Here is a 23,537-nt window from a genome sequence, read left to right on the forward strand (position 1 = left end):
GCGGGCCCAGGGAGCAGGACGGGAGCGAGGGCATGCCGAGCCACAGCGAGGCACCGAACGAAAGGGGCAAGAGCCCTTTGGTTACTTTGGGGCTTTTCCAAAGTGACTCGCCGTAAGGGCGAAACCAATAGCCGCCGATACCGCAGAAACGGATATGCCCCCCAACCAATCCCAACCCCAAAAACCCCCTCAACATCACACTCGAACAGCAGTTTTAAGGCCCCACCCGTCGGCAAAAGTCTGGATAAATCGCATCAAGGTCGCTATCGGGACAGTGCTGACGGTTTAAGTTGGCAAGATTGACTCACCCACCCTCACCCCCGCCTTGGGGGAACACGGTCATATTTATGTCATGTCAGGTCCGCAAGCTCGGACCTGTCCGCCAACAACAGGTTGATAACAACAAGGACGACCACATGCCCACACAAAACCCGCACCGCAACCTCGGTTTGTGCACCTCCAGCAAGGTCTACAACGCCCTGACCGAACTCAAGCACCTGGAAGGTCATCGCAGCGCCAAGTTTCTTTCGCTGCTGGCCGAAAACCTTGTGCGAAAAGGCCTGCTCAACGAACAGGAAGTGGTCCACATGCTGGACCTGGTGGTCGACTGACCGACAGACGGTCGTTTGCACCCGCTGCCGTCAATGTCGACTATCGAAAGCGATGATTGTTCGTTCGCGCGGCGGACCCGTAAGGTAGCTCCATAGATTGATGGAGGTACTTATGTCCCAGGTTCAAATCATGTCCGTTATTGGCAGCGCCGTTCCCGCCTCGCTTAGAGAGCTAGGATTGCTCGCCTGTTGGTATCTGGTCCAGGACGGTGAACAAATCAGCGGTCCGCTCCCATCGCTGACCGCCGCCAAGGCACTGTCACAGAGCTTCGACGCCGGCCGACTCAGCGCTTAAGGCAACTGCACCCGCGGTTTGGTTTCCATGAAAATCGCCCAGCTCGACATAAACAGCGCGGCGATCAACGGTCCGATGACAAAGCCATTGAGCCCGAAAATCGCCAGGCCGCCGAGGGTCGAGATGAGGATCAGATAGTCCGGCATCTTCGTGTCCTTGCCCACCAGGATCGGGCGCAGCACGTTGTCCACCAGGCCAATCACGAACACCCCGAACAGCCCCAGCACCACGCCCTGCCAGATCGCCCCGCTGAACAGGAAAAACGCCGCCACCGGCGCCCAGACAATCCCTGCACCGACCGCCGGCAACAGCGACAGAAACGCCATCAACACCGCCCAGAGCAACGAGCTCGGGATGTCCAGAAACCAGAAAATAAAACCGCCCAATGCGCCTTGAGTGATCGCCACAAAAAGGTTGCCCTTCACCGTGGCACGCACCACGCGGTTGAACTTGAGCTGCAAACGGCGTTTCTGGTGTTCTTCCAGCGGCACGGCGGCGCGCACTTTGCGCGCCAGTTCTGCTCCGTCGCGCAAAAAGAAGAACAACAGGTACAGCATGATGAAAAAACCCACCACGAAATCAAACGTACCCTGACCGAAACTGAAGGCTTTGTTGGCGATGAACTCATTGCCCGTCACCGCACTCTTGATGATTTTCTCCCGCAGCCCCTCCAGCTCACCGATCCCGGCGCGATCGAGCAAGTGCTGGAAGTACGGAGGCAGGCTGTGTTTGAAATGCGTGATGTACCCCGCAATGTCCAGCTCGCCGCTTTCGATGCTCTTGTAAAGCGCCGCCCCTTCCTGGACCAGCAGAATACTGAGGATGATCACCGGCAGGATCGCAATGACCATGCAGATGCTCAACGTCAGCATTGACGTCAGGTTGCGCTCCCAGCCGAACTTCAGTTGCAGTCGTCGCTGCAACGGTGCGAAGAGAATGCCGAGGATCACCGCCCAGAACACCGCGCCGTAGAACGGCAGCAAAATCCAGATAAACGCGGCGGTCACCACCCCCAGCAAAATCACCAGTGATTTGTCTTGTACCTTCTCTTCGTTCATGTCCGATCCATGTCAGTCCGCAGGGCACAGGCCCTTGTAGCAAGAGCCGTCCTGATGCTTAGTCCGCCACGGTTCGCGCGAGTGCCATCCGTTTGTTCATCAAGCATAGATCCAGATCAATGAATGCCGCGGGTATGCCGATTATCCTCGCCGGCTTTTGCGATCGACCCGCCCATGACCCTTTTCACACCTGAGCTGCTCGCCCCCGCCGGCACCCTGAAAAACATGCGTTATGCCTTCGCCTATGGCGCCGACGCGGTGTACGCCGGTCAGCCGCGCTACAGCCTGCGGGTGCGCAACAACGAGTTCGATCACGCCAACCTCGCGCTCGGCATTCGCGAGGCCCAGTCCCAGGGCAAGCGCTTTTACGTGGTGGTGAACATCGCCCCGCACAACGCCAAACTCAAAACCTTCCTCAAGGACCTGGAGCCGGTGATTGCCATGGCGCCGGACGCGCTGATCATGTCCGATCCGGGCCTGATCATGCTGGTGCGTCGACACTTCCCGCAGATGCCGATCCACCTGTCGGTGCAAGCCAACACGGTCAACTGGGCGAGTGTCGAGTTCTGGCAACAACAAGGCTTGAGCCGGATCATCCTGTCGCGGGAACTGTCCCTGGAAGAAATCGCCGAAATCCGCCAGCAAGTGCCCGCCATGGAGCTGGAAGTGTTCGTCCACGGCGCGTTGTGCATGGCCTATTCCGGCCGCTGCCTGCTGTCGGGCTACATGAACAAACGCGATGCCAATCAGGGCAGTTGCACCAATGCCTGTCGCTGGAAGTACTCGGCGCAAGAAGCCACGGAAAATCTGCTCGGCGACATCGTGCAAACCTTCCAGCCCGAACCGACGCTGGGAATTGGCGCGCCCACCGATCAAGTGTTCCTGTTGCAGGAAGCCAACCGCCCCGACGAACTGATGCCGGCCTTCGAAGACGAACACGGCACCTACATCATGAACGCCAAGGACCTGCGCGCCGTGCAGCACGTCGAGCGCCTGACGCAGATGGGGGTGCATTCGCTGAAAATCGAAGGGCGGACCAAATCTCACTTTTACTGCGCGCGCACCACTCAGGTTTACCGTCGGGCGATCGACGATGCGGTGGCCGGTCGCGACTTCGACCGGGGCCTGATGACCGATCTGGAATCCCTCGCCCAGCGCGGTTACACCGAAGGTTTTCTGCGTCGTCACGTGCATGACGAATACCAGAATTATCAGAACGGCAGCTCGGTGTCGGAGCGGCAGCAGTTTGTCGGTGAATTGACCGGCGAGCGGCGTGACCGGCTGGCGGAAGTCAAAGTGAAGAACCGTTTTGGCCTGGGCGATCACATGGAACTGATGACGCCCAAGGGCAACTTCCACTTCGATTTGCATCAGTTGCAGAACGTCAACGGCCAACCCATCGATGTGGCGCCGGGGGATGGGCACACCGTGTACCTGCCGATTCCGGATGCGGTGGATTTGCGCTTCGGGTTGTTGATGCGGGATGTGCGCGAGATGTGATCTTCGATCAACACCGCGATCCCCAAAACACCGCATCCCCTGTCACACCGCTATTGCTGATACACCGCTTTCTTTTGAACACCGCGCCCCCTGTAGGAGCTGGCTTGCCAGCGATGAGGCCCTTCAAATTTTCACCGCAGCTAAGGCCGCCATCGCTGGCAAGCCAGCTCCTACAGGGGGACGCGGTGTTTCGGATAGCGGTGGTGTCTCAGGTGAACTCCTCGCGCAACATCGCCACAAACGCTTCTCGCGCCGGGTGAACCCCGGCGTTTTCATGCCAGTAAAACAGGTTGTCGATGGCGGTCAGTTCAGGGAACTCATACCCCGCGCACCCCGCGCCTTTGGCGTACTGATCGAACACCCCTTTGGGCACCAGCGCGACCCCCGCCCCCGCGCTGACGCACCCGACAATCGCGCCGTAACTCGCCAGGCTGACAATCGGCAGCGCCTGCCCCTGGCGCAACAACCAATGTTCCAGCGCCGCACGGTAAGGACACCCCTGGGGCCACATGAACACGGTCTTGTCCTGCAAATCGGCGATCTCGCGCACCGGCCCCAGCGACGTCGAGGCAATCAGCAGCAGCTCCTCGCGGTACATCGGCGTGCGCTTGAGTTGTGAGCGCTCGACATCCACCGCGACGATTGCGCCGTCGAGCCGGTGGTTGGCGGTGTCATCGAGCAATTGGCCCCACGTGCCGGTGGTCAGCTCCAGCGCGACCGCCGGATAGCGCTTGTGGAACTTGGCGAGCAAACGCGGCAAGCGACCGGTGGCCGACGATTCGATGGCGCCGATGCGCAACGGGCCGGACGGTTCGGCGGCGGGGTCGACCGCCCGCTTGGCCTCAGCCGTCATGGCAAGAATCTTCGAGGCGTAGGCCAGAAAAGTCTGCCCCGACGGACTGATGCGCAACCCTCTGCCTTCGCGGATAAACAACGCGACGCCCAGCTCCGCTTCCAGCGACTTGATCCGTGCCGTGATGTTCGACGGCACGCAATGCAACAGCTCGGCCGCCCGGGCGATGCTGCCGACGTCGGCCACGGTCTTGAACATGCGAATCTGTGCCAGCTCCATACATCACCCAAAGTGAACGGTTCGCGCAGTATAAGTCAGTTGTGGCGAACGGTCCGCATTCTGATACTCGAAGCATCTGCCCACAGGTGCCCGACCATGAAAGCGCTCTCAACCGCCACCCCTCCCCTCAAAATCATCCTGGCCATGGCCTTCGTCGTCGCGTGCTGGGGCTATTCCCCGACCGGTATTCACATCGGCTTGCAAGCCTATGATCCCGGGCATCTGGCATTGCTGCGGTTTCTGCTGGCGTCGGTGTTCATGGCGCTGGTCGCGGTGTTCAAAGGCATCAGCCTGCCGACCCTTCGCGATCTGCCGCTGCTGTTCGGCCTCGGCTTTTTTGCGGTGAGCCTGCATCACGTGGCGACCAATTTTGGTCAGCAAGGGGTCAGCGCCGGTGCGTCCAGCGTGCTCGCGCAATCGACGCCCTTGTTCAGCACGCTGCTGGCGCGCTTCGTGTTCAAAGACCAGGTGAGCGCGTGGCGTTGGGGCTGTGTTTTTCTGGGATTGATCGGCGTGGTGATTGTGGTGGCGGGCGATCGCGGACTGGGCAGCATCGACGCCCATGGCCTGTTGATTCTGCTGGCGGCGGTGTCCTGGAGTTTCTACTTCGCGTTGCAGAAACATCACTCCGGGCGTTACGACGGGCTGACACTGGTCTGCTACACGGTGTGGTCGGGGACCGCGTTGTTACTGGTTTATCTGCCGGGGTTGGCGGCGCAAGCGGTCAACGCGCCGATGCAGGTGCAACTGGCAGTGCTGGCGCTGGGCATTTTTCCGAGCGCGCTCGCCTACCTGGCCTGGGCATTTGTGTTGACTCACGTTGATTTGAGCCGGGCGACGATGACGCTGTATCTGGTGCCGCCGACGGCCATGGCGATTGCCTCGTTTGGCTTGGGGGAACGGCCGACGGTGATGATCGTTGTCGGGGGGACGGTGGTGTTGGTCAGTGTGTTGGCGTTGAATCTGGAGCGGCGGTTTGTGGCGATTCGGGTGGCGGGTGTTTGATGGGTGTTTTGTGGTGATGGGGCTGGCGCCTTCGCCGGCAAGCCGGCTCCTACAGGGGATCGCGGCTCGGCGCTGCGCCAGCCGGATCCCGCGAAGGCGGTTAATCGCGATCCGCCAGAAACCGGTCCCGGCTGTTGGTCAGGTGCAGCCACATTGCCGCCCGCGCCGCGTCCGCATCCTGACGCTTGATCGCGTTGAGAATCGCCTCGTGTTCCAGATTGGCCAACTGCCCCAGCTTGCTCAAATCCGCCGCGCCACGTTCAGCCGCATTGACGCGGGTGCGGGGGATCATCGCGCTGCCCAGGTGCTGCATGATTTCCGTGAAGCAGACATTGCCGGTGGCCTCGGCGATCAGCAGATGGAAACGCCTGTCGGCTTCGACGCAGCTGTCGTTGTTGGCGAGCAGGCTTTGGTAATCGTCCAGCGCTTCGCGCATCTGTGCCAATTGCGGGTCCGTGCGCCGAATCGCCGCCAACGCAGCGGCCTGGGTTTCGAGGCCCAGGCGCAACTCCAGAATGCTGCGCACGCCCAGCGCGGTATCGACATTCAGTCGTAGCCCCTGCTCCGGTGCGCGCTCGATGACAAACGTGCCGATGCCGTGCCGGGTTTCCACCAGCCCCGACGCCTGCAACTTCGAGATTGCCTCGCGCACCACGGTGCGACTGACCCCGTGCTCCTGAACGATGCTGTTCTCCGACGGTAGCTTGTCCCCCGGCAGCATCTGGCCGAGCAGGATGCTCTGGGTCAGTTTCGCGACCAGGTCATGGGCCAGGTTGTGGGTGCGCTTGCGGGCAGGCGCGTCGAGGTCATCTTGCATGGCAATCATCCGAAAGCAGGGCTAAGCGGATCGTAGCACTGCGGTCGAACGGTTTCTCAAGAAAACCGCCCTCAACTTGTATGACAACACTCAACAAAACAGACATCCAAGACAAAAACAAAGCATACAAACACCCCTAAACTGAATAATAAATGACCTTAACCATACTATTTTGTTGAGCATTACCTCTTGCAGGATAAAAAAATGTAGTTGTATGATGTCTAGCAACAACGCCACACCTGCAACACCCCGCATAAAAATAATCAGTGGGAGAAAACCAAGTGAATACATCCGTATCCGGGATGCACGACGGTGCCGATTCGGTCCTGAAGTCCGCCATCTCGAAAGTGAAACGCCACGTTCTGCCGCTGTTCGTCATCATGTTCATCGTCAACTACATCGACCGCGTGAACATCGGCTTCGTCCGCGCCCACATGGAACATGACCTGGGCATTGGTGCTGCCGCCTACGGCCTCGGTGCCGGCCTGTTCTTCATCGGCTACGCGCTGTTCGAAGTCCCCTCCAACATCCTCCTGCAAAAAGTCGGCGCACGAATCTGGCTGACCCGCATCATGCTGACCTGGGGCCTGGTGGCCGCCTGCATGGCGTTCATCCAGAACGAAACCCACTTCTACATCCTGCGATTCCTGCTAGGCGTGGCTGAAGCCGGGTTCTTCCCCGGGGTGATTTATTACTTCACGCGCTGGTTGCCCGGGGTCGAACGCGGCAAGGCCATCGCGATCTTCCTCAGCGGCTCGGCCATTGCCTCGTTGATCTCCGGCCCGTTGTCCGGCCTGCTCCTGCAAATCAGCGGGTTCGGCATGCACGGCTGGCAATGGATGTATTTCATTGAAGGCATGTTCTCCGTCGGGCTGTGCGTATTCGTCTGGTTCTGGCTCGACTCCAAACCCCACGACGCCAAATGGCTGAGCCGCGATGAGCAAGACGCGCTGGTCAAAGCCATCGATGACGAACAACTGGCCCGCGAAGCCGCGACGCCGATCAAACCGTCGCTGGGCACGCTGCTCAAGGATCGCCAGATCATCCTGTTCTGCCTGATCTACTTCTTCATCCAGCTGACCATTTACGCCGCGACCTTCTGGCTGCCGAGCATCATCAAGAAGATGGGCGACCTCAGCGACGTTCAGGTCGGGCTGTTCAACTCGATCCCGTGGTTGCTGTCGATTGTCGGCATGTACGCCTTCGCGTCGCTCTCGACAAAATGGAAACACCAGCAAGCCTGGGTCGCCGCTGCCCTGCTGATCGCTGCGGCGGGGATGTTCATGTCCACCACCGGCGGGCCGGTCTTCGCTTTCGTGGCGATCTGCTTCGCGGCGCTGGGTTTCAAATCGGCCTCTTCGCTGTTCTGGCCAATCCCTCAGGCGTACCTGGATGCACGGATCGCCGCCGGCGTGATCGCGCTGATCAACTCGGTGGGCAACCTCGGCGGCTTCGTCGCGCCGACCACCTTCGGCCTGCTGGAACAACACACCGGCTCGATTCAGGGCGGGCTGTACGGCCTCGCCGCGACCTCGATCATCGCCGCGATCATCGTCTTCGCTGCACGCAACACACCGAAAACCGCACCGGCCGTTGCGCTGGGCAAACCAACGCCCAACCACGTCTGATCGCTGCTATTTAAGGACAAGAACATGAACCAACAAGACACCGCAAAAGCCCCGATCATCACCAGCATGCAAGTGGTTCCGGTGGCCGGTCACGATGGCATGCTGCTCAACCTGAGCGGCGCCCATGGCCCGTTTTTCACCCGCAACATCGTGATCCTCAAGGACAACGCCGGGCACACCGGCGTCGGTGAAGTGCCGGGCGGCGAGCGCATTCGCCAGACTCTGGAAGATGCGCGCAGCCTGGTGGTCGGCAGCCCGATCGGCACCTATCAGAGGATTCTCAACCAGGTGCGCCAGACCTTCGCCGACCGCGATGCCGGTGGTCGCGGCTTGCAGACGTTCGACCTGCGCATCACCATTCACGCGGTGACTGGCCTGGAAGCGGCGCTGCTCGATTTGCTCGGCCAGCACCTGGACGTGCCCGTCGCGGCGCTGCTCGGCGAAGGCCAGCAACGCGACGAAGTGAAGATGCTCGGTTATCTGTTTTATGTCGGTGATCGCAACGCCACCGATCTGGCTTACCGCAGCGAACCGGACGCCGACAACGACTGGTTCCGCGTACGCCACGAGAAAGCCATGACCGCCGATGCCGTAGTGCGCCTGGCAGAAGCCGCCCACGCCCGTTACGGGTTCAAGGACTTCAAGCTCAAGGGCGGCGTGCTCAGTGGCGACGAAGAAATCGAAGCGGTCACCGCGCTGGCCGAACGCTTTCCCGACGCACGCATCACCCTTGATCCGAATGGCGCCTGGTCGCTGAAAGAAGCGATCCGTTTGTGCCGCGACCAGCATCACGTCCTCGCTTACGCCGAAGACCCGTGCGGCGCTGAGAACGGCTATTCAGGCCGGGAAGTCATGGCCGAATTCCGCCGTGCCACGGGCCTGAAAACCGCGACCAACATGATCGCCACCGACTGGCGGGAAATGGGCCACGCGATCCAGTTGCAATCGGTGGACATCCCGCTGGCCGACCCGCATTTCTGGACGATGCAGGGTTCGGTTCGCGTGGCGCAGATGTGCCACGAATGGGGCCTGACCTGGGGCTCGCACTCCAACAACCACTTCGATATTTCCCTGGCGATGTTCACCCACGTCGCAGCTGCCGCACCGGGCGAAATCACCGCCATCGACACCCACTGGATCTGGCAGGACGGCCAGCGCCTGACCAAAGCGCCGCTGCAAATCGTCGACGGTTGCGTGCAAGTGCCGAAGAAACCGGGGCTCGGGGTTGAACTGGACATGGATCAACTGGCCAAGGCCCATGAGCTGTACAAAGGCATGGGGCTGGGTGCGCGGGATGACAGCGTGGCAATGCAGTTTCTGATTCCGGGGTGGAAATTCGATAACAAGCGGCCGAGCCTGGTGCGCTAACACGGCACGCCAAGATCCTGTAGGAGCCGGCTTGCCGGCGATTGCGGTGGGTCAATCGACACATTTATCGCCCGAACGGACGCCATCGCCGGCAAGCCGGCTCCTACAGGGATGTGCGGTGTTCATTCATTGCGCGGCATGCAAAAGCCACCCTTTGAACGCCGCCATCGCCGACGTCTCGGGCCGTGACTGCAAGCGGGTCAGCCAGTAGCTGCCGGTGGTGATGCCGATGGCGAACGGTTGCTCGATGACTCCCGCCGCCAGTTGCCGGGCGAACATCAACGGCGGCGCCAAGGCCACACCCGCACCTTGCAACGCCGCCTCCATCATCGCCAGCGAGGAATCAAAGACGATGCTGCGAGGCGGCGCGACATGGGCAGGCAGGCCGGTAGCCTGAAACCATTCGGGCCACTCATCCGTGCGATAGGAACGCAACAGCGTTTGCTGCAACAGATCGTCCGGCGTGTGCAGTTGCCGAGCAATCTCGGGCACACACAACACCGACAACGGCGCCTCGATCAACCTGACCGCTTCAATCCCGTGCCACGCTCCCGCGCCAAAGCGAATCGCGTAATCCAGCCCTTCAGCCGCCACGTCCACTCGATTGTTGTGGGTCGACAGGCGCAAATCTATGAACGGATGTTTCGCCTGAAAGTCCGCCAGTCGCGGCAATAGCCAGCCGACCGCAAACGTCCCCACTGCGCCCACCGTCAACACCTCACGAAAATGCCCGCCTTCGAAACGCTCCAGGGTTTCGGCGATTCGATCGAAGGACTCGCGCAGCACCGGCAACAAGGTCTCCCCCTCACTGGTCAGCATCAGCCCGCGAGGCAGGCGTTTGAACAGGGTGACGTTGAGTTGGGCTTCCAGGCTTTTGACCTGATGACTCACCGCGGCTTGCGTGACGCACAACTCCACCGCCGCCCGTGTAAAACTCAGATGACGCGCAGAGGCCTCGAAGGCGCGCAGTGCGTTGAGCGGTAATTGCGGGCGGATCATGCCAACTCCCAAATTTTTCTAATGGCTAAGCCGAGATATTGTCGTTTGTCGAAGCACGGCGAACTGAATAGATTTGGCATGCCCAGCGACGGCCCGATTCATAAACCGCTCGGAGTGTAGCGGGTTTAATCATCAAATCTCATGGACAGCAGCTCAATCATGCACAACTCAACATTCGGCAAGGTCTTATCCTGCAGCGCTTTCGGACTGCTCCTCAGTGCAGGTTACTGCGTTGCCGGAAATCAGACTGACGCGCAGATCGAAGCCGCGGTGAATGCCGCGGTTGCCCCGGTCATGCAGCAACAGAACATTCCCGGCATGGCCGTCGCGATCACCGTGAATGGCAAGCAGCATTACTTTAACTACGGCGTGGCCTCGAAGGAAACCGGCACGGCTGTCACCGAAAGCACCCTGTTCGAGATCGGTTCGGTGAGCAAAACCTTCACCGCTACCCTCGCCGCCTACGCCCAGGCCAGCGGCAAACTGTCCCTGTCGGACAAGGCCAGCCATGTCCTGCCGGCATTGCGCGACAGCGCGTTCGATCACGTCAGCGTGCTGCAACTGGGCACCTACACCGCCGGTGGCCTGCCACTGCAGTTCCCCGACAATGCCGATGCAGCCGACAAGATGCTCGGCTATTTCAAACAGTGGAAACCGGCCTACACCGCCGGCAGCCATCGGCTGTATTCGAACCCGAGCCTGGGGTTGTTTGGATATCTGGCGGCCAACAGCATGGGCCAGCCGTTTGATGAGTTGATGGAAAAGACCGTGCTGCCCAAGCTCGGGTTGCAGCACACCTATCTCAAGGTGCCGCAGAATCAGATGGCGCTTTACGCCCAGGGTTACACCAAGGAAGACAAACCGGTGAGGGTCGAGCCGGGCGCGCTGGACTCAGAAGCCTATGGCGTAAAAACCAGCGCCTCGGACCTGCTTCGCTACGTCGAGGCAAACATCAAACCCTCCAGCCTTGAAGCGCCGATGCAGCAAGCCATCGCCACGACGCATGCCGGTTACTACACGGTCGGCGACATGACCCAGGGGCTGGGCTGGGAGTTTTACCACTACCCGATCACCCTCGATAAATTGCTCGCCGGCAACTCGTCGCCGATGGCGATGGAGGCGCACAAAGTCCAGTGGCTGAACCCGCCACAAGCTCAACCGGACAACGTGCTGATCAACAAGACCGGCTCCACCGGTGGCTTCGGTGCGTATGTGGCGTACGTGCCCTCGAAAGACATCGGCATCGTGATCCTCGCCAACAAAAACTACCCGAACCCGGAGCGAGTCAAAATCGCCCATGCAGTGTTGAGCACATTGACTCAATAACCTACGAACCAACCTCCTGTAGGAGCGAGCCTGCTCGCGATTGCGGTGTGACAGGCGAAAGAGATTTCGAATGTTACGCCCTCATCGCGAGCAAGCTTGCTCCTACAAGGATTGGCGCAGGCAAAAAAAATGGGCGACCTGTTGAGGTCGCCCATTTTTGTTAGCGCATGGCCATCTACGCATTCAATCGTCAGGCATTTCCGGTGGCTTGGCAGGCCTCGCCGGCTTGCCCGGTTTCGCCCCCTTGGTGCCATTAGGCGGTGCGGCTTCAGTGACGGGCGGCGGGGTGGGCACCGTGGCTTCTTTCTCGGTGGACGGCAACTGGTCGACCGTACTGAAAATCGCCTTCAGATCAACCGCGTCCGATTGCTCGAGTTTCTTTTCGCCGTCCTTGCCGACCAGAATCACCTTGGTCTTGGCCCCTGCTCCCAACTTGAGCGAACGGATCAAGGCTGCCGTGTCTTGTGGCCCGAGGTCTTTGCCTTCGCGCTGGCCCATCAGGTTGAGTACGGTGTACAGGACCATGTTCCGGTCGGTGAATTCCTTGCGATTGGCCGGCTCATCCAGCGACTTTTTCAGGCTGACCCACGCCGGGTCGACCGTGCTCGGCGCAATGACAATCAGCGGCCGGGACCTGCCCTTGTCCATGTCCAGCGGTGAGTCGCCATCGGCGGCGAGCAAGGGGCCGGCGAAAGCCAGCAGGGTTGTCAGGGTCAATGACCTGATGAGCATGCGCATCTCCTTTTGATATCCACGCTCTAATGATTGCGCATCGCGGCGTTCGTTCCGGGGGTCGCACCGCAATTGTGTTTCGCCTTGACCCAAGCTTAGGTCAGGGCGGTCATTGCGCAACAGGCTGAGCTAATCTCAAGACTCGATATACACCTGAACCGCCGTGAGGATCCTGCCATGAGCGCTCAGCTGAATCACACCATCGTCTGGTGCCGAAACAAACAGATATCCGCGTCGTTTCTGGTCGAGATTCTCGGCTTGCCCGCCCCCGAACCCTTCGGGCCGATGTTGATCGTGAAACTCGAAAACGGCGTGTCGCTGGACTACTACGACAATGACCCGCCGATTGCCTCTCAGCATTATGCGTTTCTGGTCAGCGACGACGATTTCGATGCGGCGTTCGCTCGCCTGCAAGCCAGGCAGCAAGCGTGGTGGGCTGATCCCTGCAAACAGCAGCCGCAACAGATCAACGATTATGGGGGTGGCAGGCGCGTGTATTTCGATGACCCGGACGGGCATCTGCTGGAGATTTTCACCCGGGAATGAATGCGGCCAGCGGCAGAAATCAGCAACACAAACAATGCTGCCGGGCATCTTAAGGATCTTCTTGCACCACAAAGGACGTTAGCCGCCTTATCAGCGGTGTCGCAAGTAACACGAATGGCACAATGGTCATCCAGGCAACCAGCCAGGCTTTTAATCCATACGACAGCAACTGGCTAGCCGGAAGGCTTGAAGGACTGGCTATGGCCGTAGCAATAGCGCAGGTGATTGCGGACTGGATCACCGCAGAAGTTCGCTGGCGAAATCGCCGATGGAGCTTGGGCATTTCCGGTACTCCCAGACGGCTGCGTCGCAAGTGGCGAGCAGCCGGCTTGCATGGACCTTACTTGGCTTGGAGCAACTCAACAGTCTGCGCAGTCGTCAACAGAGCGTTGGCGATGTAACGGAAGTTGATCAGCGCGGCCAGGTAACCGTCCCCTTCCGGGGTGGTCGGGCCGGCGGTAGCGTCACGCACCACGGCCACCTCGAAACCTTGCTCCAGCAATTCACGCAGGTGCGACTCGACGCAAAGGTTGGCCGCCATACCCGCCAGAATAATTTGCGATACACCGTGCTTGCGCAGTTGCAGCGCCAAGTCATTGGTTTCCGGGCCGTAGACCTTGTGTGGCGAAGCGATGATGGTTTTGCCGTCGAGAATGTACGGCTTGAACTCGGGCATGAAGTCCGCACCGGAGTTCTCGAAACCGTCGAGGGTCAGCGGGCCCTTGCGATCGAACATGCAGATGGAGTGCATGACCTTTTCCAGCGGCCCGCCGAATTTCCACTCGTGGTCGCACGGATAGTAGTAGTGCGGAGAGACAGCGACCGTGATGCCCGCACCTTTGGCGGCTGCGAACAACTGACCGAGGTGATTGACCACATCGTGTTCGACGATACTCTTGCCAAACACATCCCAACTCACACCCTCAGGGCTGAGGAAATCGATTTGGGGGTCGATGACGACCAGCGCAGCGCGGGAAAGGTCAATTTTCATCCCTGGATCTGGCAGCGCAGGGCTGGCTGGATCTGCGTAATGTGCGAGGCGTGTTGTGTCGTTGCTCATGCCAATAGACTCCGATCGTGGGTAACAAAGTTGCTCTATGCCATGGCGCCCCTGCGGGCCGTTGCTTACCATCGGCGAGAACTTCATGCTATCCCCACCTTCTGATCCGACTTTGTCAGCACGTACAGAGTCTTTATCTGGTCGTCGCTATCATGGATATCCTGTCCGAATTCTTCGAACGCACGAACCTTCAGGGCAGGCTTTTCTTCTCTGGCCGGGTCGATGGCACTCTTGTCCTCGATAAGCCGCCAGGCATGGCGTTCATCCATGTCATCAGCCAGGGCGGTATCGACATGGTTCAGCCTGGGTTACCAAAGATCTCCATTGCCGAGCCCAGCGTGCTGTTCTGTCCGAGCAGTTGCCGGTATCAACTGCGCTCCAATACGATCGAGGGGGCAGAACTGATTTGCGCCTCATTTCAATTTGGGCGAAACACACAACACCCCTTCCCTCTCGGGCTCAAAGAAACCCTGATCTTCCCATTCAGAGAGCTGGAGAATCTCGACCCGGTTATTGGCGCGTTACTCGCCGAGTTTCGGGATCAGGAGGCTGGAAGGACCAAAGCGCTGAATCTGCTGTTGGAATACATATTTGTCCTGATCGTGCGACGCGCCGTTGCAGACGGACTGATATCCAGTGGATTGCTCTATGCCCTGCAGGATGGGCGCCTCGGCGCGGTATTCAACAGCATCCATTCAGTGCCGGATGAGCTTTGGACCGTCGAGAAACTGGCGAGCCTGGCGAACATGTCCAGGTCGAAATTTTCTGCCTGCTTCACTCAGATAATGGGGCAGTCGCCTATGGGGTACGTCACCGCATGGAGGATGAAGGTGGCTCAGGACATGCTTCGTGATGGTGTTCAGATCAAGGTGATCGCCGAGTCGGTCGGTTACAGCTCGCAGGCATCTTTTTCGAAAAGCTTTCTGAACGTCATTGGTTGTCCTCCAGCCGAGTGGCTGAAACGCGATGCCAGTGCAGAAGCACCCTTGGTGACCGCACACGTGCAGCCCGCACAAGATTTTCTGGCTTCACAGGCGTAACAGAGCAAGGATCGCCGAACCCAAGTGAAGTCTTTATGACTACTCGACGTGTCATATTGACTCTTTCCGGCCGTTGTATATATGACAACACGCAATCATATTTTGTTGATATATAACAACAAATAAAATGGCACGATTCATGAACTGGTTTTGGAAATGCCTCCAAAGCAGGAAATCATCATGTCTCGATCCATGCCCCTCAGCTTTACGCTTTGCCTGTTGCTCTCACCCGTATGCATGGCCGATCAGGTCGTCCGTGAGGTGCCTGATACCACCGCTGGCAAGGGCGCCGGTGCCGTGACCGGATTGATGGTCGGCGCTGTGGGTGGCCCGATTGGAGCGCTGATCGGTGCCGGTGTCGGATTCTTTGCCGGCAGCGCGGTTCAGGAAGCGGCCGGTCTCACGGAAACCGCTTATGAAGTGAAGGACGCCCAGGGCGAAATCAGCACTGTTCGCTCGCCCAATGCCCGCTTCGAACCAGGTCAACAAGTGACGCGCAAAGGCCCGCGCCTGGTGCGTCAGGACAGTTGATCCAGCCATCACCACGAACTTCTTCTTGGGATCCGGCCATGGGTCGGTTCCTCTTTTTTTCTCGTTTTCGAGGGTGGACGAGCCGCATCTCGTCTGCCCTTTTTTCTTACACCGCGCTTTATCTTTAAGGCCTGTGGGACAGCGTAAACACCCTCTTGATGATAATCATCGCAATGAATATTCATCGATCTAACAATAGGTATCAGCCGCGAAAGTCGCTTCATCTAAGGCAATGCAAAAAAACAGCAACTTCATAGCCGGTTGCCAGACAAATATGGATAAGCAGCTAACACACAAGCATTTTTATTTACTTTCCTGACCGTTCGGCCAACAAAGACAGCAAAAATTATCTTCGTCGTCACGTTTTAAGCATTTCAATTCGACACTACTTTCTTATAAAATTCCCCGCCTTAATGGCCCCTGGCCAGCAACCTCGGAAAAGCGGCTCTCTCTCCCTTGAAAAGAAAAGCCCGGCGACACCTTGTTGCGACTTTTCCTGACATCATCCGGTACAGCTCCGAACACTGAATTCCTTTCGTACAATCATGAACTGCCAGCCAGGCACTTTCTGCCTGGATGCGACCTTTATTAACGTTTCCCTATCTGTCCGAGACAGAGGAGGATTATTTGCTTCGCAAGCTTGCACTGCCTTATGGTTTGAGGACGATCCTGACGACTGCGCTGGTATTCCAGTGTGCAACTTTAGTCCTCAGCTTATGGTTAGTGAGCAGCAACCAATCGAGCATTGGAACCCTATCAAGTGTCGCTGTCGATCAAGTCGACGCAGTGGCGGAAACAGTTCAACACTTGATGGAGGCACGCCTCTCCCTGTCGCGAGCCAACACCCGCATCGTACTGTTTAATAAAATCCCGCATGAAATGGTGCAACACGCCCGCGCGGAACTGACACTGGCGAATAAATCGTTTGACCGCTTCCTCACACACACAAAGGTTGATGAAGAAAACCATATCCGAGTCCAGGCTTTAAAAGACGTGTATTCACGTTATGTGGAGGTGCTCAATCAATTGGTCAAGTACACGGGCGCTGGCGACGTCCAATGGGCACTCGCTCAGCCGGTACAGGACATTCAAGAGCAACTCCTTCTGGAACAAAAAAACTTCATAAAATACGGAAACAGCATCAGTCAGACTTCCCTTCAGTCCATGGGCGATCGATTTAAAATATACATCGCCGCCGCTGCAATGATACTTCTCATGGTATTAGCAACAACATTCTTCCTGTTGTACATCATAAAGAAAGTAGAGAAGAGTCGACTTCTAAAAATTGCCGTCAATCGAACTGACAGTGCAATTATCGTCACTAATCCGAACAGCATAATTACCTATGTAAACGAGGGTTTTGTGCGCATGCTGGGTTATGAAATATCAGACCTGGTAGGAAAAAAACCCGACGAGGTATTTTATGGCCGCCATACGGATCAAGAAGCCGTCCTTTCTTTCAGAAACAGTATCCAGAAAGGACAAAGCCACACCACTGAATTACTGGTCTACAACAAATCAAAGAATCCATTGTGGGTACGCGTAGTCGCCAATCCGGTGCTCGACCCACAGGGTGTTCAGCAGGACGTCGTGGCTATTGTGACGGACATCACCGAAGCCAAGATGAACGACGAGTTGCAGTTCAAGGTCCTCAGTGCCATGGCCCGCGAAGAGCCACTTCCCGACATCATGAAGTTGATTTGTCTGGAGATAGGTCGTATCGCTCCTGAAATCGGCGTTTCAATAAGACAATTTGATGAGCAGGGCTGCCTTCCACTGGTGGCGGAATTCAACCTCCCGGCCGGGTTGATTCAGTCACTGGAAAGCCTTGCCGAAAGGTCCATCCTGAAAAAAATGGACGTGAAAGAAAGCATGATGCTGAATTTCACTGACCCTGCATCGGACCAGGGCGATTGCATCGATCACAAGCTCTCGCAATCGTTCGGTTTCACGGCCGGCTGGGTTAACACCATTCGCTCCAACAACGGACGTTGTTTAGGCACATTTACCCTTTACTACCGTGAAAATCACCTCCCTGCGGTCCAACATCACCGGCTGCTTGAAACCAGCCTGAAGCTGTGCGCTCTCGCCCTCGAGAGGGACAGTTTTATCAACGATATTGAACGACTGGCCTACTATGACAGCCTGACGATGTTGCCCAATCGGCGACTGTTGATGATGAAAGCAAACTCAATGATTGCCAATGCTCAGCGCTCGCAATCATCAATGGCCGTGTTGTTCATCGACATTAATAAGTTCAAGCAAATCAATGACTCACTTGGGCATGCCGCCGGGGATTTGCTTCTGTCTGAAATAGCCAGGAGGCTTCAGGGTTCTGTGAGGGGCAATGACTTTGTCAGCCGGCTTTCAGGAGATGAATTCGTCATTATTCTGTCCCCCTCCAGCGCTGAACAGGCGATTGCCTTTTCAGAAAGAATAATCAGCAAACTATCGGAACCCATGATGTTGGCCGATGTAAAAATTGCGCCCTCGGCCAGCATTGGTATTGGTATTTATCCAGACCACGGTAACGACATTCACTCATTGCTTTTGCATGCCGATCAGGCGATGTACAAAGCCAAGTCCGCAGGCCGCCAGGCAATTGAAGTGTTCGACCAGGTGATCAACGATTCAACCAATGACGAACTGACACTGAGCCTGGCCCTCGAGAACGCCCTGGAGTCCAATCAGCTGACGCTGCATTACCAGCCCCAGATAGCGCTCGACGACAACCAGCTTTTTGGTGTCGAGGCACTTGCCCGCTGGATTCATCCGGAGCTTGGAAACATCCCTCCAAATCGATTCATCCCCTTGGTGCGCGAGGCAGGATTGATGCCCAAGCTCAATCAATGGGTACTCACCGAAGCCTGCCGGCAGATGGCTCAATGGCGCGACTCGGGACTTGCTGTGGCTCGCATGTCGGTCAACATCTTCCCCGTCGCCTTTCGCGACAGAGCCATTATTGATCTCATCCAGTCTCTGCTGACAAAGCATGGGCTCCTACCCTCCTGTTTGACGCTGGAGGTCACGGAAGACTTCATACTGGACGCCACCGACAACGTCATATCGGTCATTACCGAGGTCCGTCAACTGGGCGTCAGCTTATCCATTGATGATTTTGGCACCGGTTACTCCAGCCTGAGCTACTTGCTGCGATTGCCCGTGGACACCATCAAGCTGGACAAGAGTTTTATCGACGATATCGAAAAAAGCGAAAGTGCCCGGACGCTGGCGCAGTCGATTGCCGGGATCTGCAAGAGCTTGCAATTGAACATTGTCGCCGAAGGTGTTGAAACCGATGCGCAGCTTGAAATCCTTCGAGGCCAGGGATACCAGATAGCGCAAGGTTATTGTTTCTCGCGCCCTTTGGCCCCACAGGATTTGGCTCAATGGATCCGTGAGAGATTCCTTTCCAGCGATGATAGCGAACGCTACCGAATCTCGGCTCCCAAGAGCCTGCCGTGAGATTTCAAGGGATGTCGTACAGGACCTAGAACGCCAGTTTGTAGCCGATCAGCACCAGCATCGTCGCCAGGCACGGGCGCAACACCTCATCCGAGATGCGGCCGGTCAGGTGGCTGCCCAGGTAAATCCCCGGCAGCGAACCGACCAGCAAGTAGCCCAGCACATGCCAATCCATGTTGCCCATGCTCGCATGGCCGAGACCGGCGACCAGGGTCAGCGGTACGGCGTGGGCGATTTCCGTGCCGACGAGGCGGCGGGTAGGCAACAGCGGATACAGAATGAACAGCGCCACGGTGCCCAGGGCGCCCGCGCCGATGGAGGTCAGGGCGACCATGGTGCCGAGGATCAGACCGGTGATCACGGTCAGCCCATTCAAGCGTTTGCCGCTTGGGTTGTAGGTGCCGCCGGCGCGTTTGTGAGCGAAGTCGAGCAGGCGTTTCTTGAAGAAAATCGCCAGTGCCGTGGCAAACAGGACAAAGCCCAGCGCCTGTTTGATGATGGCGTTCATCGCGTCGGGGGACGTTTGCAAACTGCTCAGGAACCACAACGTCAGCGCGACGGCCGGCACACTGCCGAGCGTCAGCCAACCGGTAATGGCCCAGTCAATGTTCTTGTTCTTGCGATGTACCAGCACACCACTTGATTTGGTAATCGCGGCGTACAGCAGGTCCGTACCCACCGCTGTCGCCGGGTTGATGCCGAACCAAAGCAGGATCGGCGTCATCAGCGAGCCGCCGCCCACGCCGGTCATGCCGACAATGAACCCCACCACCAAACCTGCCACAACCAAACCGAAGTTAACGAAATCCATTAACACGCCCACAAAAACGCATGAAAAAACTGGCCCGCAGCATAGCGATTTTTCTTATAACTACTTATATCGATGCGGTCTATCGTTATTCCTGCACGCGCATTCCTTGCCGGCGATGGCGGCGGATCTTCAACATTGATTTGACTGACACACCGCAATCGCCGGCAAGCCGGCTCCTACAGGTCGGGGTTTACTGGACGGGGAGGAAATTGAGGAACAACAGGCTCTGTGCGTAGTTCAGGCCAATCCGCCGGTAGCGCTCGTCCAGCATCTGGGTCAGCAGGTCCAGGCGCGCGACGATCTTGCCGAACTCCACGGCAAAACTCAGGTTGCTGCCCTCCTCCGAGATCTCGTTGGAAAACAGCAAGGGCTCGCCGTTTTTGTTTTGCCGCTGGCTGAGGATCCAGGTGGCTTTCTCGATGTTGCGCGCAGCGTTGCTGACGAAGACCGGGTTGATTGCATCGGTCATGTAAAACTCCAGCCGATTGCCGTGAGCGGTGACCAGCATGCTGCCGATGGCGTAGATGAAAGCGCCGACCCGGTCGCCGAGGAACTCCGGGCTCATGGCGTAATTCAGCGCTGCCAGATCCTTCTTGCCCCCCAGCGTCGGCAGCGGTTGTTGCTGTTCGATGGCCAGGCGCACCTGTTTGCCGGCGGTGCGGGCGTCGAGAAATCCGGACTTCTTCAGCTCCTGCGGGTTGCGCAGGTAGAGCTTGCCCATCAGCAGGTAAAGGCTGTCGAGGTTGTCACGCATCGCCAGGGTGGCCATGCGGTCGACGCTGGTCTGGAGGAATTCCTGGGGCCTGCCTTCACGAAACTGGCTGACGATGTCCCGGCCCTGCTGCTGACTGCAACCGGTCGTGAAGAGCATCGACAGCACGGCGAGCAGCAGGCAATGGCGGCGGATGTGCACAGCGGTGAGGGGTAAAACTCGGGCCATGGGTGCTTGAACTTGGGTATGGGCCGGCGGAGGGGATCGCCGCAGGCTGGCCAAGGGTAGAGCCGTGGATTGCGAAAAAGTGCAGAACCTGCAGTCCGCCCTTTCCCAACAAAGTGAAGGGGATTACTCATTAGTCATACTTTTTAATTGCAACACCGCACCATTCAGCTATAAATCCTTCCATGTCGAATTAATAATCGTCATTTAGTATGACTACTTTTAAAAAACAATAAAAAGGAAGGTAACCCATGCTTCACTCCAGATACCCGCACTACGCCCTTGGACTGTCCCTGATGATCGCCACCCTCACCGCCCAGGCCAATGGTCTGTCCAGCGAACATAAAGCCTTCGGCAAAACCAATGACGGCACAACCGTCGAACAATACGTGTTGCGTAACAGCCACGGCATGCAGGCCACCGTGATCACCTACGGAGCGACGCTGCAGTCGCTTGCCGTGCCGGACAAAAACGGCAAGCTCGAAGACGTGGTGCTCGGCTTCGACAACGTACAGGGCTATCAGAGCGGCAAGGCCTACTTCGGCGCGACCATCGGGCGCTTCGGTAATCGCCTGGCTAACGGTGCGTTCGAAATCGATGGCAAGCGCTTTCAGGTGCCGCAAAATGACGGCTCGAATTCACTGCACGGCGGCCCGCAGGGTTTTGACAAACATGTCTGGAAAGCCAAACCGGCGAAGGGCAAGGATTCAGTGGGCGTGACGCTGACATACCTGTCGGCGGACGGCGAAATGGGTTTTCCTGGCAACCTGACAACCGAGGTCACCTACAGCCTCAACGAAAACAACGAGCTGCGCATTGAGTACAAGGCCTCCACCGACAAACCGACGGTGCTGAACCTGACCAATCACAGCTACTTCAACCTGGCCGGCGCGGGTAACGGCGACGTGTTGCAACAGGTCGCAACCTTGCACGCCAGTCACTACACGCCGGTCAACGGTAAGTTGATTCCTACCGGCGAGCTGGCTCCGGTGACCGGTACGCCGATGGACTTCACCCAACCCACCGCCATTGGCAAACACATCAAGGCGGATCATCCGCAGCTGAAATTCGCTGAGCCGAAACAGGGTGGCTTCGATTTCAACTGGGTGCTGGATGCCAAGGGGGACCTCGGCAAACTGGCTGCCGATGTCAGCGACCCGCAGTCTGGGCGTCGTTTGCAGCTCTATACCACTGAGCCTGGCGTGCAGTTCTATACCAGCAACTTCCTTGATGGCTCGGTCAAGGGCAAGGCCGGCAAGACTTACGCACACTGGAGCGCGTTCACTCTGGAAACCCAGCATTACCCGGACGCGCCCAATCAGCCGAACTTCCCGTCTACGCGACTGGATCCAGGCAAGACGTATACCCAGAGTACTGTGTTGAAGTTTTCTGCTCGGTAAGACGTTGGGGGGGCATCGGCGCTTGGGTGAATATCCATTATTTCGGTGATGGCTGATCGTGGTTTCGCCCTTACGGCGAGTCACTTGGAAGAGCCCCAAGTAACCAAGGGCTCTTGCCCCTTTCGTTCGGTGGCTCGCTAATGCTCGCCATGCCCTCGCTCCGGTCCTGCTCCGTGGGCCCGCCGCGATCGGCCATCCCTGGCCGTGCGCGGCTAACCCGGCATCCATGCCGGGTTGCCCACTGCGCAGAACCTGCGCTCGGCCTCTCGAGGGGGCGTGTACCTCAAGATCAAAAGCGGAAGGCGAGCTAACGCTCGGCCTGATGAGTGGTGGAAATCAAAAGCGCACGCGATCCCTGTAGGAGCCGGCTTGCCGGCGAAAAACGTCTGGGCGGCGCGTTCATTCAGACAGCCCGCGTTATCGTTGACACCTACAGCCCGGGGAACCCATAGGCTATTCTGCTGCCAACCGAAGTATCGACCGAATGACATCAAGGAGCTTTGCATGCGGACTCTCGAACTGGCCGGCATCAACGTACCGGTTATCGGCCAGGGCACCTGGCGCATGGGTGAAGATCGCGTTCGACACCGCGAGGAAGTCGCCGCGTTGCGCCTGGGCATCGAGTTGGGCATGACCTTGATCGACACCGCAGAAATGTATGGCGAAGGGGGCGCCGAGGAAGTCGTCGGCGAAGCCATTGCCGGCCTGCGCGACAAGGTGTTTCTGGTCAGCAAGGTGTATCCGCACAACGCCAGCCGCAAGGGCATCCCCGAGGCCTGCGAACGCAGCCTGCGGCGGTTGAACACCGATTACATTGATTTGTACCTGCTGCACTGGCGCGGCCAGTACCCCCTTGAAGAAACCGTTGAGGCATTCGAACGCCTGCGCGAGGCCGGCAAGATCGGCCGTTGGGGCGTGTCCAATTTCGACGTGGATGACCTGCAAGAACTGGCCTCCCCGGCCTGCGCCACCAATCAAGTGCTCTACAACCTTGAGGAGCGTGGAATAGAATTTGATTTACTGCCGTGGAGCCAACAGCATCGTCAGCCATTGATGGCGTACTGTCCCATCGGCCAGGGCGGGAGTTTGCTCGCTCACCCGACACTCAAGCAGGTGGCCGCCCGTCACGCGGCGACACCGGCCCAGGTAGCCTTGGCATGGATTCTGCGGCAGGATGGAGTCATTGCCATCCCCAAGGCGGTCCGACCTGAGCATGTGCAACTGAATGCGCATGCCGCTCAATTGAAGCTTGTAGCCGGGGATCTGGAGGCGCTGGACCACGCGTTTCACGCGCCACAACGCAAACAGCGACTGGCCATGGTCTGAGCCATCGCGG

The 23,537-nt window shown here is 58.1% G+C and carries 22 protein-coding genes; 13 read left to right on the top strand and 9 right to left on the bottom strand.

The window, feature by feature from the left end; genetic code table 11:
* Positions 1-416 precede the first annotated feature (416 nt).
* Both KGB25_RS24155 and KGB25_RS24160 read left to right on the top strand, forming a co-directional pair.
* Entirely contained in the window at positions 417-611 is a 195-nt protein-coding gene (locus KGB25_RS24155) for a hypothetical protein (RefSeq protein ID WP_008033677.1), read from the top strand.
* Positions 612-723: 112 nt separating this feature from the next.
* Positions 724-906, top strand: a complete 183-nt coding sequence (locus tag KGB25_RS24160; RefSeq protein WP_008033676.1) for a hypothetical protein — start codon at positions 724-726, stop codon at positions 904-906.
* Here the strand turns inward: KGB25_RS24160 and KGB25_RS24165 are convergent.
* Positions 903-1,964 carry an AI-2E family transporter gene (locus KGB25_RS24165; RefSeq protein WP_192229169.1) on the bottom strand — a complete coding sequence of 354 codons (1,062 nt, stop codon included), beginning with the start codon at positions 1,962-1,964 and terminating at the stop codon, positions 903-905. The two genes, KGB25_RS24160 and KGB25_RS24165, sit on opposite strands and share 4 nt — an antisense overlap.
* A gap of 174 nt (positions 1,965-2,138) precedes the next feature.
* On the opposite strand from KGB25_RS24165, the gene yegQ reads away from it, so the two are divergent.
* On the top strand, positions 2,139-3,464 hold the full coding sequence (gene yegQ, locus KGB25_RS24170) for a tRNA 5-hydroxyuridine modification protein YegQ (RefSeq protein WP_223437017.1): 1,326 nt from the start codon (positions 2,139-2,141) through the stop codon (positions 3,462-3,464).
* A 208-nt stretch (positions 3,465-3,672) separates the two neighbouring features.
* Here the strand turns inward: yegQ and KGB25_RS24175 are convergent, their stop codons facing one another.
* On the bottom strand, positions 3,673-4,536 hold the full coding sequence (locus KGB25_RS24175) for a LysR substrate-binding domain-containing protein (protein ID WP_008033671.1): 864 nt from the start codon (positions 4,534-4,536) through the stop codon (positions 3,673-3,675).
* 96 nt (positions 4,537-4,632) lie between these two features.
* On the opposite strand from KGB25_RS24175, the gene KGB25_RS24180 reads away from it, so the two are divergent.
* Positions 4,633-5,541, top strand: coding sequence for a DMT family transporter (locus tag KGB25_RS24180; protein WP_223437020.1), 909 nt, complete (start codon positions 4,633-4,635; stop codon positions 5,539-5,541).
* Between the two features lie 100 nt (positions 5,542-5,641).
* Here the strand turns inward: KGB25_RS24180 and KGB25_RS24185 are convergent, their stop codons facing one another.
* Complete coding sequence (locus KGB25_RS24185; protein ID WP_008033665.1) at positions 5,642-6,358, bottom strand: FadR/GntR family transcriptional regulator; 717 nt, start codon at positions 6,356-6,358, stop codon at positions 5,642-5,644.
* A gap of 281 nt (positions 6,359-6,639) precedes the next feature.
* Here KGB25_RS24185 and KGB25_RS24190 point away from each other — a divergent pair, with 281 nt between their 5' ends.
* Complete coding sequence (locus KGB25_RS24190; RefSeq protein WP_223437021.1) at positions 6,640-7,986, top strand: MFS transporter; 1,347 nt, start codon at positions 6,640-6,642, stop codon at positions 7,984-7,986.
* A gap of 24 nt (positions 7,987-8,010) precedes the next feature.
* Positions 8,011-9,354 carry a glucarate dehydratase gene (gene gudD / locus KGB25_RS24195; protein ID WP_008044644.1) on the top strand — a complete coding sequence of 448 codons (1,344 nt, stop codon included), beginning with the start codon at positions 8,011-8,013 and terminating at the stop codon, positions 9,352-9,354.
* 126 nt (positions 9,355-9,480) lie between these two features.
* Here the strand turns inward: gudD and KGB25_RS24200 are convergent, their stop codons facing one another.
* Positions 9,481-10,353: a LysR family transcriptional regulator gene (locus KGB25_RS24200; RefSeq protein ID WP_223437023.1), complete on the bottom strand. Its 873-nt coding sequence runs from the start codon at positions 10,351-10,353 to the stop codon at positions 9,481-9,483.
* Between the two features lie 159 nt (positions 10,354-10,512).
* On the opposite strand from KGB25_RS24200, the gene ampC reads away from it, so the two are divergent.
* Positions 10,513-11,679 (top strand): class C beta-lactamase, encoded by a 1,167-nt coding sequence (gene ampC, locus KGB25_RS24205; protein ID WP_223437025.1) that lies wholly within the window; start codon positions 10,513-10,515, stop codon positions 11,677-11,679.
* Between the two features lie 183 nt (positions 11,680-11,862).
* Here ampC and KGB25_RS24210 read toward each other — a convergent pair whose 3' ends face one another.
* Positions 11,863-12,411, bottom strand: a complete 549-nt coding sequence (locus tag KGB25_RS24210) for a DUF4174 domain-containing protein (protein WP_223437027.1) — start codon at positions 12,409-12,411, stop codon at positions 11,863-11,865.
* A gap of 177 nt (positions 12,412-12,588) precedes the next feature.
* On the opposite strand from KGB25_RS24210, the gene KGB25_RS24215 reads away from it, so the two are divergent.
* Positions 12,589-12,957, top strand: a complete 369-nt coding sequence (locus KGB25_RS24215; protein WP_008033652.1) for a VOC family protein — start codon at positions 12,589-12,591, stop codon at positions 12,955-12,957.
* A 49-nt stretch (positions 12,958-13,006) separates the two neighbouring features.
* On the opposite strand, the gene KGB25_RS30680 is transcribed toward KGB25_RS24215, so the two are convergent.
* Together KGB25_RS30680 and KGB25_RS24225 are read right to left on the bottom strand one after the other, a co-directional pair.
* Positions 13,007-13,240: a DUF2798 domain-containing protein gene (locus KGB25_RS30680; protein ID WP_223416169.1), complete on the bottom strand. Its 234-nt coding sequence runs from the start codon at positions 13,238-13,240 to the stop codon at positions 13,007-13,009.
* Between the two features lie 57 nt (positions 13,241-13,297).
* On the bottom strand, positions 13,298-14,017 hold the full coding sequence (locus tag KGB25_RS24225) for a cysteine hydrolase (RefSeq protein WP_223437029.1): 720 nt from the start codon (positions 14,015-14,017) through the stop codon (positions 13,298-13,300).
* 152 nt (positions 14,018-14,169) lie between these two features.
* On the opposite strand from KGB25_RS24225, the gene KGB25_RS24230 reads away from it, so the two are divergent.
* The 3 genes from KGB25_RS24230 to KGB25_RS24240 all read left to right on the top strand — a co-directional run bounded on the left by KGB25_RS24230 (position 14,170) and on the right by KGB25_RS24240 (position 19,053).
* Positions 14,170-15,057: a helix-turn-helix transcriptional regulator gene (locus KGB25_RS24230; RefSeq protein WP_223437031.1), complete on the top strand. Its 888-nt coding sequence runs from the start codon at positions 14,170-14,172 to the stop codon at positions 15,055-15,057.
* A 180-nt stretch (positions 15,058-15,237) separates the two neighbouring features.
* Positions 15,238-15,588: a hypothetical protein gene (locus KGB25_RS24235; protein WP_223437033.1), complete on the top strand. Its 351-nt coding sequence runs from the start codon at positions 15,238-15,240 to the stop codon at positions 15,586-15,588.
* Positions 15,589-16,215: 627 nt separating this feature from the next.
* Positions 16,216-19,053 (top strand): EAL domain-containing protein, encoded by a 2,838-nt coding sequence (locus KGB25_RS24240; protein ID WP_223437035.1) that lies wholly within the window; start codon positions 16,216-16,218, stop codon positions 19,051-19,053.
* A gap of 25 nt (positions 19,054-19,078) precedes the next feature.
* Here KGB25_RS24240 and KGB25_RS24245 read toward each other — a convergent pair whose 3' ends face one another.
* On the bottom strand, positions 19,079-19,864 hold the full coding sequence (locus tag KGB25_RS24245; RefSeq protein WP_008033636.1) for a sulfite exporter TauE/SafE family protein: 786 nt from the start codon (positions 19,862-19,864) through the stop codon (positions 19,079-19,081).
* A gap of 190 nt (positions 19,865-20,054) precedes the next feature.
* Positions 20,055-20,804 (bottom strand): hypothetical protein, encoded by a 750-nt coding sequence (locus KGB25_RS24250; RefSeq protein ID WP_008044104.1) that lies wholly within the window; start codon positions 20,802-20,804, stop codon positions 20,055-20,057.
* 248 nt (positions 20,805-21,052) lie between these two features.
* Here KGB25_RS24250 and KGB25_RS24255 point away from each other — a divergent pair, with 248 nt between their 5' ends.
* Together KGB25_RS24255 and KGB25_RS24260 are read left to right on the top strand one after the other, a co-directional pair.
* The gene (locus KGB25_RS24255; protein WP_223437037.1) at positions 21,053-22,201 is read left to right on the top strand and encodes an aldose epimerase family protein; all 1,149 of its coding nucleotides are present in this window, start codon (positions 21,053-21,055) and stop codon (positions 22,199-22,201) included.
* Positions 22,202-22,705: 504 nt separating this feature from the next.
* On the top strand, positions 22,706-23,527 hold the full coding sequence (locus KGB25_RS24260) for an aldo/keto reductase (RefSeq protein ID WP_223437039.1): 822 nt from the start codon (positions 22,706-22,708) through the stop codon (positions 23,525-23,527).
* Positions 23,528-23,537: the final 10 nt, after the last annotated feature.

The sequence above is a fragment of the Pseudomonas sp. BF-RE-21 genome, from assembly GCF_019947305.1.
Lineage (GTDB): Bacteria > Pseudomonadota > Gammaproteobacteria > Pseudomonadales > Pseudomonadaceae > Aquipseudomonas > Aquipseudomonas migulae.